We start from the raw sequence: 14,789 nt of genomic DNA on the forward strand, positions 1-14,789 counted from the left end.
ATTTTTATTTCTATCGGCAGGGTCAGTTGGCCAGTCCGTCGAAATTCGTCAGAATGACGCTCCAGCCTTTGATGTGGCCGTCGCGTGCTTCGGGGCTGCGGAATTTGACCTGCTTCAGCGTGATGTCCGTGGTGTTTGGGTCCACTTCCTTCAGGTCGATCGTTACCACGCTGTCATCCAGCGAATGCGGCGAATTCCAGGTGAATGCCAGACGCGAATGTAGATCGATTTCCAGATAGGTGCCCGAATGCGGCACGTCGCGGTCGACCATATGCATCAAAATGGAAAAGCGGCCGCCTTTCACCGCATCGGTGCTGACATCGGACGGACCGGTGCTGTCGCTTGATGCGCGCATGAATTTCGCCAGCGTCACTGGCGAGAGCCATGCGTTGAAAACCTTCTCCCGTGGAGCGGCGATCCTGCGATTAACTGTCAGTTCAAGCTCACTCATTTTCCTGTTCCTTTGAAACGAGTACATCCTCCAGCGCCGTCAGGCGCAGTTCCCAGACAGACTTCAGTTCCGCGAACCAGTTTTCCACTTCCCGTACTGGTTCGAGTTCGGCGGCAATGAAATGCTCGCGGCCCAAAGTCTTGCGGGTGACCAACCCTGCCTCCTCAAGCACCTTGATGTGCTTGGAGACCGAGTTGAGCGACATGTCGAAATGAGCGGCGAGTGCAGTCACTCTTGAAGCGCCTTCCTGTACGAGCAGCGTCAAGATATGCCGTCGCGTAGCGTCTCCGACGGCTTTGAGAATATGTGACAGAGCATCATCGTTCATTATTCACCCGTAAGGTTGAATATACGTCATTCATAGGAATAGTCAACCATATGGTTGAACGTTTTTCAATGTGGCATGGCCAGCCGCTTATCGCAAGGGCAGCGGTGGAGAGACAGCGGCGTGCAAACAACAAAAAACCACCTGTACGGCGGTACAGATGGTTCAGTGCGTAACGAATAAGAAAGCTGCTCTCGCGAGGGCAGGGCTTACATCTTCTCGATGATTTCCGGGTTGCCTTCGCGCGGCTTGCCATTGGCGGCGAGGATGGCGGGCACGATATCTTCCGCTTTGTCGATCACCAGCGGCTGCACCTGATGAGCGGTATGAAGAAAACCTTCCGCGCGCATATGGTCGAGCAGCGACAGCATGGGCTGCCAGAACTGATTGATATTGGCGAAGACCATCGGCTTGCGATGCTTGCCGAGCTGCGCCCAGGTCATCATCTCCACGATTTCCTCGACCGTGCCGATGCCGCCGGGCAGGGTGACGAACGCATCCGATTTCTGGAACATCAGGTGCTTGCGCTCGTGCATATCGCCAACGACGACCAGCTCTGTCAGCTGTTCCGCCTTTTCGAGGCTGGCTTCCTTGTCGAGCAGGAAGGTCGGGATGATGCCGGTGACTTCGCCGCCAGCTTCCATCACGCCTTGCGACACCGCACCCATGATGCCTCTTGTGCCGCCGCCATAGACAAGGCGCAGGCCATGCTCGGCGATGGAGCGGCCAAGGGCAAGGCCAGCTTCGCGATAGATGGGGTTCTGGCCCATGGAAGAGCCGCAATAAACGCAAATGGATCGAATCTCAGACATAGTGCTTTTTTGGGCTTTTGATGCGTGAGCGTCAAGTCGGGCGTCACGCCGCAGGGCCGTAAAATCCGTTCATGTCCTGTACATTCAGGGCCGGTCTTCTAGGTCTTATTTTGCAAATCAAATTGGAGTGAATTTGAAAATGTTGTCTTCAGTAAAACTGTCCGTTGCGCTTTTTGCGCTGTCCCTGACCGCTTCGGCGGCGTCGGCTGCTGAAATCACCATCAAGCTGCCGGACGATACGGCGGTAACGACCAATTCCGTCCTCTATAAATGCGGCGAAAAGGACATGTCCGTAACCTATTACAATGCCGGTGACATTTCGCTCGCAGAGCTTGAGCTGGACGATGAAACTGTCATCGCTTCCAATGTGTTGTCCGGTTCCGGCGCAAAATATGCGGGCGGCGTTTATGTCTGGTGGACAAAGGGCCAGGAGGCCAGTCTTTACAACCTCATGGACGACCCGGAACAGGAAAAGCCCACAAGCTGTGCAGAACAATAAGCAAGCTAAGAAAAAACCTCGTACCTTTTGCTAATTCAGTGCAGATTTGTTGTGGGGGGAAGCCAAAAGCTATAAACCCATTCTAATGAGCATTTTCAGCAAAAGTGCGAAGCGGTTTTGCGTTGGATAATGCGCAGAAAAAATAGATAGCGCGGTTTCAACGTCTTCGTTTTAACTGGAAACGCGCTAATCTCTGGCGTGGGTCTCGAAACGAAATGCAGAAGAATAGCTTTGGATTGCTTGGCGCTGGCCTGCTGGCCGTGATTGTCGGGCTTGGCCTTTACTGGAATGCAAAGAAGACAGAGCCGGAAACACCTAAGGCTGGTGTTTCCGCGCCCGCTGCTTCCGGCGGCGAACAGCAGGCTGCACAGCCGCAAGCACCTCAGACAGAGGCACCAAAGCCAGTGCAATCTGCCGAGGCTGCGCCAAAGGCCGACAAGCCGACGGCCCCTGCCGATCAGGCCGCTGCTGAGCCGGAACAGCAGCACCAGACGCCGATCTTCGACGTACTGCGCGTAGAGCCGGATGGTTCCGTGGTGATTGCCGGCAAGGCCATGCCGAATTCGGATGTCGAAGTCGTGGCTGGCGCGAGTGTCGTGGGCAAAGCCAAGGCAGGTGCCAATGGCGATTTCGTCGTGGTGCTGGATCAGCCGCTGAAGCCAGGCGATCATCAGCTTGTGCTCCGCGCCTCGGGGCAGGACAAGGTTGCCACGTCTGCCCAGACGGCCATCGTCTCCGTGCCGGATTCAAAAGGCGGACAGGTTCTGGCGCTGGTTGAAGAGCCGGGCGAAGCAAGCCGTCTGATCACCAAGCCAGAAACTGCACCGGCGCAACCGGCAGACGGTGCGGCGGGTGCTGCAACAGCACCGACCGAAGGCGGGGCCTCACAGGCCAAGCCTGCCGAAGAACTGCCGATTGCCATCGAAGCGGTGGAAATCGAAGGCGACGCCATCTTCGTGGCCGGCAATGCCAAGGGCGGAAACCGCGTGATCGTTCATGCCAATGATATTCTGATCGGCTCCAGCACTGTTACGCCGGAAGGCCGTTTCCTCGTGCAGAGCAAACAGCCGCTTGCTGTGGCTGATTACATCATTCGCGCCGATCTTCTCGACAATGCGAACCGTGTCATTGCTACGGCGCGCGTGCCGTTCCGCCGCGAGGCTGGCGCCAATATTTCGGCAGTTGCTCCCGCAAGCAGCGGTACGGCGGAGGCAGGCGCCGAGGACAAGGCCGCGCTGCAAAAGGTTGACGGTTCGGTGATCATCCGCCGGGGCGACAATCTGTGGACGATCTCCAAGCGCGCCTATGGCAAGGGCACGCGCTACACGACCATCTATCTTGCCAATCGTGAGCAGATCAAAAACCCTGACCTTATCTGGCCGGGACAGGTGTTCCACATGCCGAAGGAGCCGCTGGGCGACGAGGAAGTGCAGCGCCAGACGCAGTAACCGCAGAACTGATCAGGTTCCGCTCTACCACTAAAGTTGCATTCTTCGTGATGCCGGTCTGCAACGCGCAATTTCCTGTGCTCCGGTGCTCGAAAATCACTCGTCTCGCCACGGCCTGACGCATTTGCAATTGTCGTGCTACTCAATAATCACGATAGCTTGTTTTTACTTTCGCGGCGTTTTTTGGAAAAGACGCCGCGAAATCTTGTGCTTTAAGGTATAATCGTATATCGTCGATATACGATGAAGATTTCCATGAATGATCAGGCCGCAGCCGATCTTGGCTCAATGGCGAAAGGCGACGAGGATGCCGCGCGGATTTATGCTGCGCTGGGCCATCCCGTGCGTATCGCCATTTTACGGCAACTGATCCTTGAGGACGCCTGCTGCTGCAAGGATATTGTCGGCAGGCTTGATCTCGCCCAATCCACCGTTTCCCAGCATTTGAAGGTTCTTGTGACCGCAAGGCTGATCGACTATCGACCCGAACGCCAGTCTTCGCGCTACAGCGTCAACTGGCAGCAAATCAATGCCATTCGCACCCACCTTGCCGCATTCGCCGGTGGTTGTTGCACGTTATGATCTGACCCGAAAGAACGCCTGATGAGTTCCTCCAAAACGGTTTCTGCCGAATCCGGCGAAACATTCAAGACACTGCGCAATCTCTGGCCCTATATGTGGCCGGAGGACAGGCCAGACCTGCGCATGCGCGTGGTGTGGGCGACGTTCTATCTGGTTATTTCGAAGATCGTTCTCATTCTCGTTCCCTATTTCTTCAAATGGGCGACGAATGCGCTGAACGGACAGTTGCATGCGCCGGGCTATGTGCCGCTTTTCCTGACCGGTGCGGTCATGCTCGTGGTGGCCTATAACGGATCGAGGATCGTGCAGGCTGGTCTCAACCAGCTGCGCGACGCCTTGTTCGCCAGTGTCGGCCAATATGCGGTGCGTCAGCTTGCCTATCGCACATTCGTGCATATGCACCAGCTTTCGCTGCGCTTTCATCTTGAGCGGCGCACGGGCGGTCTGTCACGCGTGATCGAGCGCGGTACGAAGGGCATCGAAACCATCGTCCGCTTCACTATTCTCAACACGCTGCCGACCATTCTGGAATTTGCAATGACGGCGGTGATCTTCGCGGTCTCCTACGGCATTTCCTATCTGGTGGTCGTTGCGGCGACGGTCTGGTTCTATACGTGGTTCACCATCAAGGCGAGCGACTGGCGTATCAACATCCGTCGCGAGATGAATGATTCCGATACGGACGCCAATACCAAGGCTATCGACTCCCTGCTGAACTTCGAAACGGTGAAGTATTTCGGCAATGAGACGATGGAAGCCAAGCGCTTCGATGCTTCCATGGCGCGTTATGAAAAGGCTGCGACCCAGACCTGGACCTCGCTCGGCTGGCTGAACTTCGGTCAGGCAGTGATCTTCGGCGTGGGCATGGCGATTGTCATGGTGATGTCGGCACTGGAAGTGCGCGCCGGAACGCAATCCATCGGCGACTTCGTGTTCATCAATGCGCTGTTGATGCAGCTTTCCATTCCGCTCAACTTCATTGGTTTCATCTATCGCGAAATCCGTCAGGGTCTGACCGATATCGAACAGATGTTCGACCTGCTCGATGTGAAGCAGGAAGTGAGCGACAAGCCGGGCGCCAAGCCGCTGCAGGTTGACAAGGGCGCGATCCGCTTTGACGACGTGCACTTTGCCTATGATTCCAACCGTCCGATCCTCAAGGGCATCAGCTTCGAGGTTCCGGCAGGCAAGACGGTGGCGATTGTCGGGCCTTCGGGCGCAGGCAAGTCCACGATCTCCCGGTTGCTGTTCCGCTTCTACGATATCCAGTCGGGTTCGGTGACAATCGACGGGCAGGACGTGCGTGACGTGACGCAGGAAAGCCTGCGCAAGGTCATCGGCATGGTCCCGCAGGATACGGTGCTGTTCAACGACACCATCGCCTATAATATCCGCTATGGCCGCACGGATGCGACCGAGGAAGAGGTGGAGAAGGCAGCCGAAATGGCGCAGATCTCCCGTTTCATCCAGCATCTGCCGGATGGCTACAAGGCCATGGTCGGCGAGCGCGGGCTGAAGCTTTCAGGCGGTGAAAAGCAGCGCGTCGCGATCGCACGCACGATCCTGAAAGCGCCGCCGATCCTGATCCTTGATGAAGCGACCTCGGCGCTGGATACGGCGACTGAGCAGGAAATCCAGTCGGCGCTGGATATCGTCAGCCGCGGCCGCACGACACTGGTCATCGCGCACCGTCTTTCGACGGTCATCGGTGCGGATGAAATCATCGTGCTCAAGGACGGTTTGATCGCCGAGCGTGGCACGCATCGTCATCTTCTGAAGCACAAGGGCCTTTATGCCTCGATGTGGGATCGCCAGCGCGAGGCCGACGAGGCCGAAGAGCGCCTGCGTCAGGTTCGCGAGAGCGACGATATGGGCGTGGTTGTGCGCGGAACGCCTGCGGCGGAGTGATCACGCCACCTGACAGTCGTGCATAAATTGCGAAATGCATTTTGAGATTCCGGGAGTCATGCGCTACATACGGCTAAAGCATCTTGCGGCCAAATGGGAACATTTGGCGTCGCATAAATGCGGCCCGAGCAACGATTTAGAGTGCCGGTCTGGTGAAGCCAGATCGGATGCGCTCTAAATACGAGGAACAAGCGATGAGCCTGACTGATACTATCCGCAACACTTTTGTGCCGATTCACCGGGAAGGCTATCCGTTCATAGCGGGCTTCTTCGTAGTTTCGCTGATCCTTGGCTGGTTGTGGAACCCGCTGTTCTGGATCGGTATGGTGCTCACAGTCTGGTGCATCTACTTCTACCGCGATCCCGAACGCGTGACGCCGATGGACGACGATCTCGTCATCAGCCCGGCTGACGGCAAGGTCTCTTTCGTCGGTCCGGCTATTCCGCCTGCGGAGCTTGATCTGGGCCTCGAGCCGCTGACGCGCGTTTCCGTGTTCATGAATGTCTTTTCCGTGCACATCAACCGTTCGCCGGTTCGTGGTCAGATCGTCAAGGTCGAGCATCGCCCGGGCAAGTTCCTCAATGCGGAACTGGACAAGGCGAGCACCGAAAATGAACGCAACAGTGTTCTGATCGAAAGCCCGCATGGCAAAGTCGGCGTGGTGCAGATCGCCGGTCTGGTAGCGCGCCGCATCGTGTGCTGGTCGAGCCAGGATGACGATCTGTCGGTCGGCGAGCGTTTCGGCCTTATCCGCTTCGGTTCCCGCGTTGACGTTTATCTGCCTGCCGATGCGACGGTGCGCGTTGCCGTGGGTCAGACGGCTGTTGCCGGTGAAACGGTGCTTGCCGATTACGGCAGCAACCGCAGCGAACCCGTTGTCCGGATTGCATAGAACATGGGAACACCCTTTCCGCCTTTTGAGCCCAATGGCCGCGTGGATTCATCCCGCGGCCCAAAGCTGTCGCAGATACCTCTGCGTATCGTTATTCCGAACCTCATCACGGTTCTGGCCATCTGTGCCGGTCTGACCGGCATTCGTCTTGCTTTCGAAAACCGCTTTGAACTGGCCGTCGCCATGGTGCTGGTCGCGGCATTCCTCGACGGCATCGACGGACGTGTCGCGCGCATGATGAAAGGCTCGTCGAAATTCGGCGAGCAGATGGATTCACTCGCCGATATCGTCAATTTCGGCGTTGCGCCTGCGCTGGTGCTTTATGCTTTCATGCTGGATCAGGCGCGTTCTTTCGGCTGGATTGCCGGTCTTCTCTATGCGATTGCCTGCTGCCTTCGTCTGGCGCGCTTCAATGTGATGCTGGAAGACCCGAACCGTCCTGCTTGGCAGAGCAACTATTTCATCGGCGTGCCTGCGCCCGCTGGCGCCATGCTGGTGCTGCTGCCGGTTTATCTCGGTTTCCTCGGCCTGACGCCTTCGCGCGGTCTGGCCTTCGGTGTTGCCATCTATACAGTGGCTATCGCGTTCCTGCTGGTCAGCCGCCTGCCGGTCTATAACGGCAAATCGGCGGGCAGTCTTGTGCGCCGCGATATCGTCATGCCGCTGATCCTCTGCGTGGTCGTCTATGTGGCGTTCCTGATGAGCTTCACATGGCAGACGCTCAGCCTGACGGCTCTGGTCTATCTGGCTTTCCTGCCGTTCAGCCTTGCTGCTTGGAACCGCCGCGAGGCTGCGGATCGTAAAGCGGCAGAAGAACCGGCGGCCGATAGCGAAGAAGAAAAGCCGTCTGCGTCAGAAGACAACTGACGGCATTTTTGTCAAAATGAACTCAACGCGCTCCTCGACCGAAGCTTTCGGCAGGAGCGCGATTTCATATCCGAACCGGCGATAGGTTGTTTCCATCGCTGTGAATGTTCGCACAGCCTCATCGAAATCCTGTTTGCGCTCGGCATCCTGCCCGAAAATCTCGGGCCATGGCGGGGCGAGAAACACTGTTTTGTTATAACGAATCTGCTGCGCAGCCGCTTCCATATGCGAAGGCACGGGCAAGCCGCAGAGCGAAAGATAGCCGATCACATCCAGCACGCCGCGATCAAAGAAGACCGGCCCGGAGTGGCGCTGTGCCAAGTGATGTGACCGCATTTCCCACGACAACATGAGTTCGGCGAAGAGAGCGCGGTTGTCCCAGGGCAGGGCCGTGCCACCGATGGCAACCTGATCCCGAATGATGGCGCGTCCGGCTTCCACGGTACGCGCAAAACCTCGCTGTTCGAGCGCATCGATCAGCGTGCTCTTGCCCGATCCGGGGCCGCCGCTGATGACGAGGTAACGTGCTTGGTTGTCAGTCATTCTGTTCTCCAGACAATGAATTGCGTTGCGGCGTGCGAAAGCGCATGCTGGTGACGATGGATTTCTTTGGGAGGGAGAGGGGAAAAGCCCACTAAAAAAGGCCGACGACAAGGCGGCGAGGGGAGCTAATATCAATAAAGTATCGCTAGCCTTGCGATTGACACGGCCAGCCTAAGAGCCTGTTCCAAAAGTCGCCCTGTGTGGCTGCAAATGGCGATTTTCTACATTCCGGTGCTCACGTACTAATAGTACGCTCCGCTCCGGTACTCGAAAATCACCATTTTCGCACACACATGCCGCTTTTTGATTCAGGCTCTAAGAGCATTACGACGGCATATGATAGTCGAGGAAGCGGTCCTGGCGGACGTCGAACAGCTTGCCTGTGACGTCGAGCGCCGGATCGGCAAGCTTGACGATCTTTTCGGCCACTTCCTGCGGTGTCGGCAGAGTGTCCGGGTCTTCGCCGGGCATGGCCTGCGCGCGCATGGCGGTGCGGGTTGCGCCGGGATTGACCGAATTGATGTTGAGGGCCATCTGCTTGGTCTCTTCGGCCCAGCTGCGGGCCATGACCTCGACAGCCGCCTTGGAGGCAGCATAGGGACCCCAGAAGGCGCGGCAGCTATGCGCAACGCCGGATGAAAGCAGAATGGCGCGTCCGGCATCGGAAAGACGCAGCAACGGGTCTGTCGAGCGGATCAGACGCCAGACGCTCGTCACGTTGACATTCATGACCTTTTCGAAGGTCTTTGCTTCCACATGGCCGATCGGCGAGATGGTGCCCAGCACGCCCGCATTGGCAACCATGATATCCAGCTTGCCCCAGCGCTCGTGGATTGAGCCGCCAAGACGGTCAATGGCTTCCATATCGGTGATGTCGAGCGGCACCAAAGTCGCGCTGCCGCCGAGCTTGCGAATATCGTCGTCCAGCTCTTCAAGACCGCCGACAGTACGCGCAACGGCGATCACATGCGCGCCGCGTTTTGCCAGTTCCAGTGAAAGAAAATACCCAATGCCGCGCGATGCGCCCGTTACCAAGGCCAGCCGGCCCGTAAGGTCGATTGTCATTCCGTCCCCAATGACTTTTTATGTGAAGGATTGGAGCGGCCCGCAGGCCGCCCAGTTCGCGAATTTGCGTTAGCCGTTGCTGGCCAGCAGCGACAGCGTGTGGATGTTGCTTTCGCCTTCCTGATCAAGAAGGCGGGTCGGGTAATCGCCCGTGAAATAGTGATCTGTGAAGGCAGGCGCGTTCGGGTCACGCGGCTTGCCGCCGACAGCCTTGTAAAGACCGTCGATAGACAGGAAGGCCAGCGAATCCGCGCCGATATAACGGCACATGGATTCCAGATCTTCGTGCTGGTTGGCGAGAAGCTTGTCGGCATGCGGCGTGTCGATGCCGTAGAAATCCGGATGATAGATCATCGGGCTTGCCACGCGCATATGCACTTCCTTCGCGCCGGCATCGCGCATCATCTGCACGATCTTGACCGAGGTGGTGCCGCGCACGATGGAATCATCCACCAGCACAACACGCTTGCCTTCAATCATGGCGCGATTGGCCGAATGCTTCAGCTTCACACCCAAGGCGCGAATCTGCTGGGTCGGCTCAATGAAGGTGCGCCCGACATAATGGTTGCGGATGATGCCATATTCGAACGGAATGCCGCTTGCCTGCGCAAAGCCGAGCGCCGCAGGCGTGCCACCATCGGGCACCGGCACGATGACATCGGCCTCGACACCGGCTTCACCAGCCAGTTCGATGCCCATATTCTTGCGCGCGACATAGACGCTGCGTCCGCCGACAACCGAATCCGGACGGGCGAAATAGACATATTCGAACAGGCAAAGCCGTTCCGGCTGCGGGTTTTCCGCCTTGATGGACTGGGTCGTGATCGAGCCGTCCTGCTGGATTTCGCAGACGATTACTTCGCCATTTTCGACGTCGCGAATGTATTTCGCGCCGATGATTTCGAGGGCACAGGTTTCCGAGCAGAAAATCGGCTTGCCATCCAGTTCGCCCATGACGAGCGGACGAATGCCGATCCGATCGCGTGCGGCGATCAGCTTGGTGCGGGTCAGGGCCAGCATGGCGTAGCCGCCTTCGACCTGACGGATCGCATCCACAAAACGGTCGGAAGACGAGGCGAAACGCGAACGGGCGATCAAATGCAAAACGACTTCCGTATCGGAAGTCGCCTGAAAGATCGCGCCAGAGGCGATGAGCTGTTTGCGCAGCGAAATGCCGTTGGTGAAATTGCCGTTATGGGCAATGGCAATGCCGCCGACTTCCAGTTCAGCGAAAAGCGGCTGCACATTGCGCAGGATCGTTTCGCCGGTCGTGGAGTAGCGCACATGGCCCATGGCGCGGTCGCCGGGCAGGCGGTTCAGCGTGGCGGCGTCGGTGAAATGATCCCCGACGAGGCCCATATGGCGTTCGGAGTGGAAGCGGCGATTGTGATAGGACACAATACCGGCGGCTTCCTGCCCGCGATGCTGGAGGGCGTGTAGACCGAGCGCCGTCAGCGCTGCGGCGTCCTCATGACCCAAAATGCCGAATACACCACACTCTTCATGCAGGGTGTCGTCATCCAGCATAAAGGAAGTCTCATCATGCGATTGTTGGAACATTGTCCGCAAGGCCTTTCGATTGCGGGTTGTTAAAAACAACATTTACATGAAAGGACGCCGTTTTGAAAGCGATCCCTTGAACCCGCGTCATTTAAGCTGATCATATAGGCCTTCATTGGGGCCAAAAACAGATGAAACCGGCACAAGCCGGTTTCAATTTTTTAAATCAGGTGCTGATTATTGCTGCGCTGGCGCGTCATCCGGAACAGGCGCTTCTTCCTGTTCGCCAGTGGCTGGTGCGTTGCGCTGCGGCTTGAACTTGTCGACCATCGATTCCGGGTCGGCAGGCAGAAGATTGCGCAGCTGTTCGCCGAAGGAATCGAGCATCGGCTTCGATTTCGCATTGGTGATCCAGGCAGGCTGGTTATCCGGCACCGCCCAGTTGAAGAACAGCATGGCGACGACCATCAGCAGAACACCGCGTGCCGCGCCGAACAGGAAACCCAGCGTGCGGTCGAGCGCGCCGATGCGGCTGTCGATGATGAAGTCCGCGATCTTCATGGTGATCAGCGAAACGACGATCAGCACCACGAGGAAAACCGCAGCCATGGCGGCGATCATCGCAAGGGTTTCGTTGTTGATATAGGGCTTTATGTAGGGCAGCACCGGCTTATAGAATAGGAAAGCGGCAGTTGCTGCCGCAGCCCAGGATACGAGCGACAGTACTTCGCGGGAAAAACCGCGCACCATCGCCAGAACCGCTGATACCAGCGTTATCCCGAGTAGAATTCCATCAAGCATGGTTATGGGCATTCTGGCCTGTCCTTAGTTTTTCGCGCAAGCGTTCCGGTGCGCAGGGCAGTCAAAGACGCGGAAGCTTACCACTGGAAGGTTGACAGAATCTTCCAGCTTCACATTCCCGATTTCTACTTCTTTCCGGCACCCGCCGCGGCAATGCGTGCAACGAGGTCGGGCAGGGCGGCTGTTTCCATAAGACGGAAGCTGCGATCTTTCCAGAGTTCGCCGCTACCGCTTGGCACTTCCGCCTGCCGGAAGCCGAGTTTCTCTGCTTCCTTCAATCTCTGTACTGCATGCGTCACCGCACGAACAGCACCGGAAAGGCTGATTTCGCCGAAATAAACACAATCTGGCGGAAGGGCAATACCGGCCATCGAGGAAACAAGCGCCGAGGCAACCGCAATATCGGCCGCCGGTTCGCTGATCCGATAACCACCCGCAACATTCAGATAGACGTCATGCTGGCCAAAACGCACCCCGCAATGCGATTCCAGCACGGCGAGGATCATGGCGAGACGCCCGCCATCCCAGCCCACGACAGCGCGGCGCGGCGTGCCAAGCGAGGAGGGGGCGACAAGAGCCTGAATTTCCACCAGAACCGGGCGCGTGCCTTCCATGCCAGCGAAAACCGCAGCTCCCGGTGCTTTTTCGTTGCGTTCGCCGAGAAAAAGCTCGGACGGATTGGACACTTCGCGCAAGCCGCCATCGGACATTTCAAAAACGCCGATTTCATCGGTGGGGCCGAAGCGGTTCTTCACCGTGCGCAGGATGCGGTAATGATGTCCGCCTTCGCCTTCGAAATAGAGAACGCCATCGACCATATGCTCGACCACGCGCGGACCGGCAATCTGGCCGTCCTTGGTGACATGGCCGACCAGCACCACCGCAGCGCCTGTCTGCTTGGCGTAACGGATCATTGCCTGCGCCGAGGATCGCACCTGCGTGACCGTGCCGGGGGCGGAATCCGCCATGTCGGTCCACAAGGTCTGGATCGAATCGATAATCACCAGATCGGGGCGTTTGCCATCGGAAATAGTGGCGATGATGTCTTCGACATTGGTTTCGGCGGCAAGTTCCACTGCCGATGTGGCGACGCCGAGACGCTGCGCGCGCAGGCGGATCTGCGCGACGGCTTCTTCGCCCGAAACATAGACGATGCGGTGGCCGCGATTGGCAAGGGCTGCCGCCGCCTGCGTCAGAAGCGTGGATTTGCCGATGCCGGGATCGCCGCCGATCAGCAGTGCCGAACCGCGCACGAAGCCGCCGCCGGTCACCCGGTCGAGTTCGCTGATGCCGGAAATAATGCGTGGGGCATCTTCAATGTCGCCGGAAAGCGAGGTCAGCGCCACGGCGCGACCCTTGCGCTTCGACAACATGGCGCCCGGACCGGAACCGATGCCGCTATTGGTGCCTTCCTCGACGAGCGTGTTCCACTCGCCGCAGGAATCGCACTTGCCCGCCCAGCGCGTATGCACTGTGCCGCAATTCTGGCAGATGAACTGAATGCGCGCCTTGGCCATCAGAGACGCGCCTTTTTCGAAGAAATACTATTCATACTGCTCCGGGAGATAGGAACCCTCGGCCAGATCTGCAAATCGCGTGAATTCGGACTGGAAGGCGAGCTTGACCGTTCCGGTCGGTCCGTGACGCTGCTTGGCGATGATGACATCGGCAGTGCCGCGCACTTTCTCGAAATGCTGCTTCCATTCTTCGTATTTCGGGTCGAATTCGTCGCGCGGCTCAAGGTTCTTGACGTAATATTCCTCGCGGAACACGAACAGCACCACGTCGGCGTCCTGCTCGATCGAGCCCGATTCACGAAGATCGGAGAGCTGCGGGCGCTTGTCGTCGCGGCTTTCCACCTGACGCGAGAGCTGGGAAAGCGCGATGATCGGAACGTTCAGTTCCTTGCCGAGCGCCTTCAAGCCGGTGGTGATTTCGGTGATTTCCTGCACGCGGTTCTGTGCCGAGGCCTTCGACGAGCCGGTCATCAGCTGTACGTAGTCGATCACCAGAACATCAAGGCCGCGCTGGCGCTTGAGACGACGGGCGCGGGCGGCCAGCTGCGCGATGGAAATACCACCGGTCTGGTCGATATAGAGCGGGATTTTCTGCATCACCTGCGAACAGGCGACCAGCTTTTCGAAGTCGGTCTCGGTGATATCACCACGGCGGATTTTCGAGGACGACACTTCCGTCTGCTCGGAAATGATACGGGTGGCGAGCTGTTCGGCCGACATTTCGAGCGAGAAGAAGCCGACGACGCCGCCATTCTTGGCTTTTACCGTTCCATCGGCCTGCTGGTCCGGCTCATAGGAATTGGCGATGTTGAAGGCAATATTGGTGGCGAGCGAGGTTTTACCCATGCCCGGACGTCCGGCGAGGATGATCAAGTCGGAAGGCTGCAAGCCGCCCATCTTGCCGTCCAGCGTATGAATGCCGGTCGAAACGCCGGACAGATGGCCATCGCGCATGAAAGCAGCATTGGCCATGTCCACGGCGGTGGTCACAGCATCCTTGAACGGCAGGAAGCCGCCATCGTAACGGCCGGTTTCGGCCAGTTCGAACAGGCGGCGTTCGGCGTCCTCGATCTGCTCCTGCGGTGCGTTGTCGACCGCTGCGTCATAGGCGACATTGACCATGTCCTCGCCGATCCCGATCAGCGCGCGGCGGGTCGCCAGATCGTAGATCGCGCGGCCATAATCCGCAGCATTGATGACGGTCACGGCCTCGACGGCCAGACGCTGCACATATTGGAATATGCTCATATCGCCGACCTTACCCTCGGGCAGAAAGGTCTTCATCGTAATCGGATTGGCCACTTTGCCGACGCGGATGAGATCGGTGCTGATCTCGTAGATACGGCGGTGCAGCGGCTCGAAGAAATGGGTCGGCTTCAGAAAGTCCGATATGCGGTAAAAGGCATCGTTGTTGATCAGGATTGCGCCCAGCAATGCCTGTTCCGCTTCGATATTGTGTGGTGCTTCCCGATAGAGTGCGTCCTTCTGATCGCGCACATCCTCGAGTTTGCGTACCGCCGCTTCCGCCATGATTCTTGATCCTGTCCCTGATGCTGCCAGCTAACCGTCATGTGATGC

Annotated in this window: 15 protein-coding genes; 6 read left to right on the forward strand and 9 right to left on the reverse strand. The window is 57.9% G+C overall.

The features are described 5' to 3' along the window. Positions 1-22 precede the first annotated feature (22 nt). The 3 genes from ACTJKP_RS07725 to ACTJKP_RS07735 form a co-directional block, all read right to left on the reverse strand. Positions 23-451, reverse strand: a complete 429-nt coding sequence (locus ACTJKP_RS07725) for an SRPBCC family protein (RefSeq protein WP_440630227.1) — start codon at positions 449-451, stop codon at positions 23-25. Continuing rightward, on the reverse strand, positions 444-779 hold the full coding sequence (locus ACTJKP_RS07730) for an ArsR/SmtB family transcription factor (RefSeq protein WP_078338039.1): 336 nt from the start codon (positions 777-779) through the stop codon (positions 444-446). The genes ACTJKP_RS07725 and ACTJKP_RS07730 overlap by 8 nt, the downstream gene beginning before the upstream one ends. Before the next feature lie 206 nt (positions 780-985). Then, positions 986-1,588, reverse strand: a complete 603-nt coding sequence (locus ACTJKP_RS07735; protein WP_078338040.1) for a TIGR00730 family Rossman fold protein — start codon at positions 1,586-1,588, stop codon at positions 986-988. A 139-nt stretch (positions 1,589-1,727) separates the two neighbouring features. On the opposite strand from ACTJKP_RS07735, the gene ACTJKP_RS07740 reads away from it, so the two are divergent. From ACTJKP_RS07740 to pssA, 6 genes are all read left to right on the forward strand, one after another. Further along, entirely contained in the window at positions 1,728-2,087 is a 360-nt protein-coding gene (locus ACTJKP_RS07740; RefSeq protein WP_440630228.1) for an MliC family protein, read from the forward strand. A gap of 215 nt (positions 2,088-2,302) precedes the next feature. Further along, positions 2,303-3,535 carry an Ig-like domain-containing protein gene (locus ACTJKP_RS07745; protein WP_440630229.1) on the forward strand — a complete coding sequence of 411 codons (1,233 nt, stop codon included), beginning with the start codon at positions 2,303-2,305 and terminating at the stop codon, positions 3,533-3,535. A 243-nt stretch (positions 3,536-3,778) separates the two neighbouring features. Next, on the forward strand, positions 3,779-4,117 hold the full coding sequence (locus ACTJKP_RS07750) for an ArsR/SmtB family transcription factor (protein WP_078338043.1): 339 nt from the start codon (positions 3,779-3,781) through the stop codon (positions 4,115-4,117). Positions 4,118-4,138: 21 nt separating this feature from the next. Further along, a complete protein-coding gene (locus ACTJKP_RS07755) occupies positions 4,139-6,025 on the forward strand; it encodes an ABCB family ABC transporter ATP-binding protein/permease (RefSeq protein ID WP_440630230.1) in 1,887 nt (628 codons plus the stop codon). 167 nt (positions 6,026-6,192) lie between these two features. Then, positions 6,193-6,918 carry a phosphatidylserine decarboxylase gene (locus ACTJKP_RS07760; protein ID WP_440630231.1) on the forward strand — a complete coding sequence of 242 codons (726 nt, stop codon included), beginning with the start codon at positions 6,193-6,195 and terminating at the stop codon, positions 6,916-6,918. Positions 6,919-6,921: 3 nt separating this feature from the next. Beyond that, positions 6,922-7,785: a CDP-diacylglycerol--serine O-phosphatidyltransferase gene (pssA, locus tag ACTJKP_RS07765; protein WP_078338046.1), complete on the forward strand. Its 864-nt coding sequence runs from the start codon at positions 6,922-6,924 to the stop codon at positions 7,783-7,785. Here the strand turns inward: pssA and ACTJKP_RS07770 are convergent. From ACTJKP_RS07770 to ACTJKP_RS07795, 6 genes are all read right to left on the reverse strand, one after another. Further along, positions 7,771-8,328, reverse strand: coding sequence for an AAA family ATPase (locus ACTJKP_RS07770; protein WP_440630232.1), 558 nt, complete (start codon positions 8,326-8,328; stop codon positions 7,771-7,773). The two genes, pssA and ACTJKP_RS07770, sit on opposite strands and share 15 nt — an antisense overlap. A 324-nt stretch (positions 8,329-8,652) precedes the next feature. Continuing rightward, entirely contained in the window at positions 8,653-9,393 is a 741-nt protein-coding gene (locus ACTJKP_RS07775; protein WP_440630233.1) for an SDR family NAD(P)-dependent oxidoreductase, read from the reverse strand. A gap of 69 nt (positions 9,394-9,462) precedes the next feature. After that, a complete protein-coding gene (purF, locus tag ACTJKP_RS07780) occupies positions 9,463-10,953 on the reverse strand; it encodes an amidophosphoribosyltransferase (protein WP_078338049.1) in 1,491 nt (496 codons plus the stop codon). A 177-nt stretch (positions 10,954-11,130) separates the two neighbouring features. Next, entirely contained in the window at positions 11,131-11,706 is a 576-nt protein-coding gene (locus ACTJKP_RS07785) for a CvpA family protein (protein ID WP_440630234.1), read from the reverse strand. A gap of 113 nt (positions 11,707-11,819) precedes the next feature. Further along, a complete protein-coding gene (radA, locus tag ACTJKP_RS07790) occupies positions 11,820-13,211 on the reverse strand; it encodes a DNA repair protein RadA (protein WP_078338051.1) in 1,392 nt (463 codons plus the stop codon). A 27-nt stretch (positions 13,212-13,238) separates the two neighbouring features. Continuing rightward, entirely contained in the window at positions 13,239-14,741 is a 1,503-nt protein-coding gene (locus ACTJKP_RS07795; protein ID WP_440630235.1) for a replicative DNA helicase, read from the reverse strand. Positions 14,742-14,789: the final 48 nt, after the last annotated feature.

This window comes from Brucella sp. 22210 (assembly GCF_052045675.1).
Classification (GTDB): Bacteria; Pseudomonadota; Alphaproteobacteria; order Rhizobiales; family Rhizobiaceae; genus Brucella.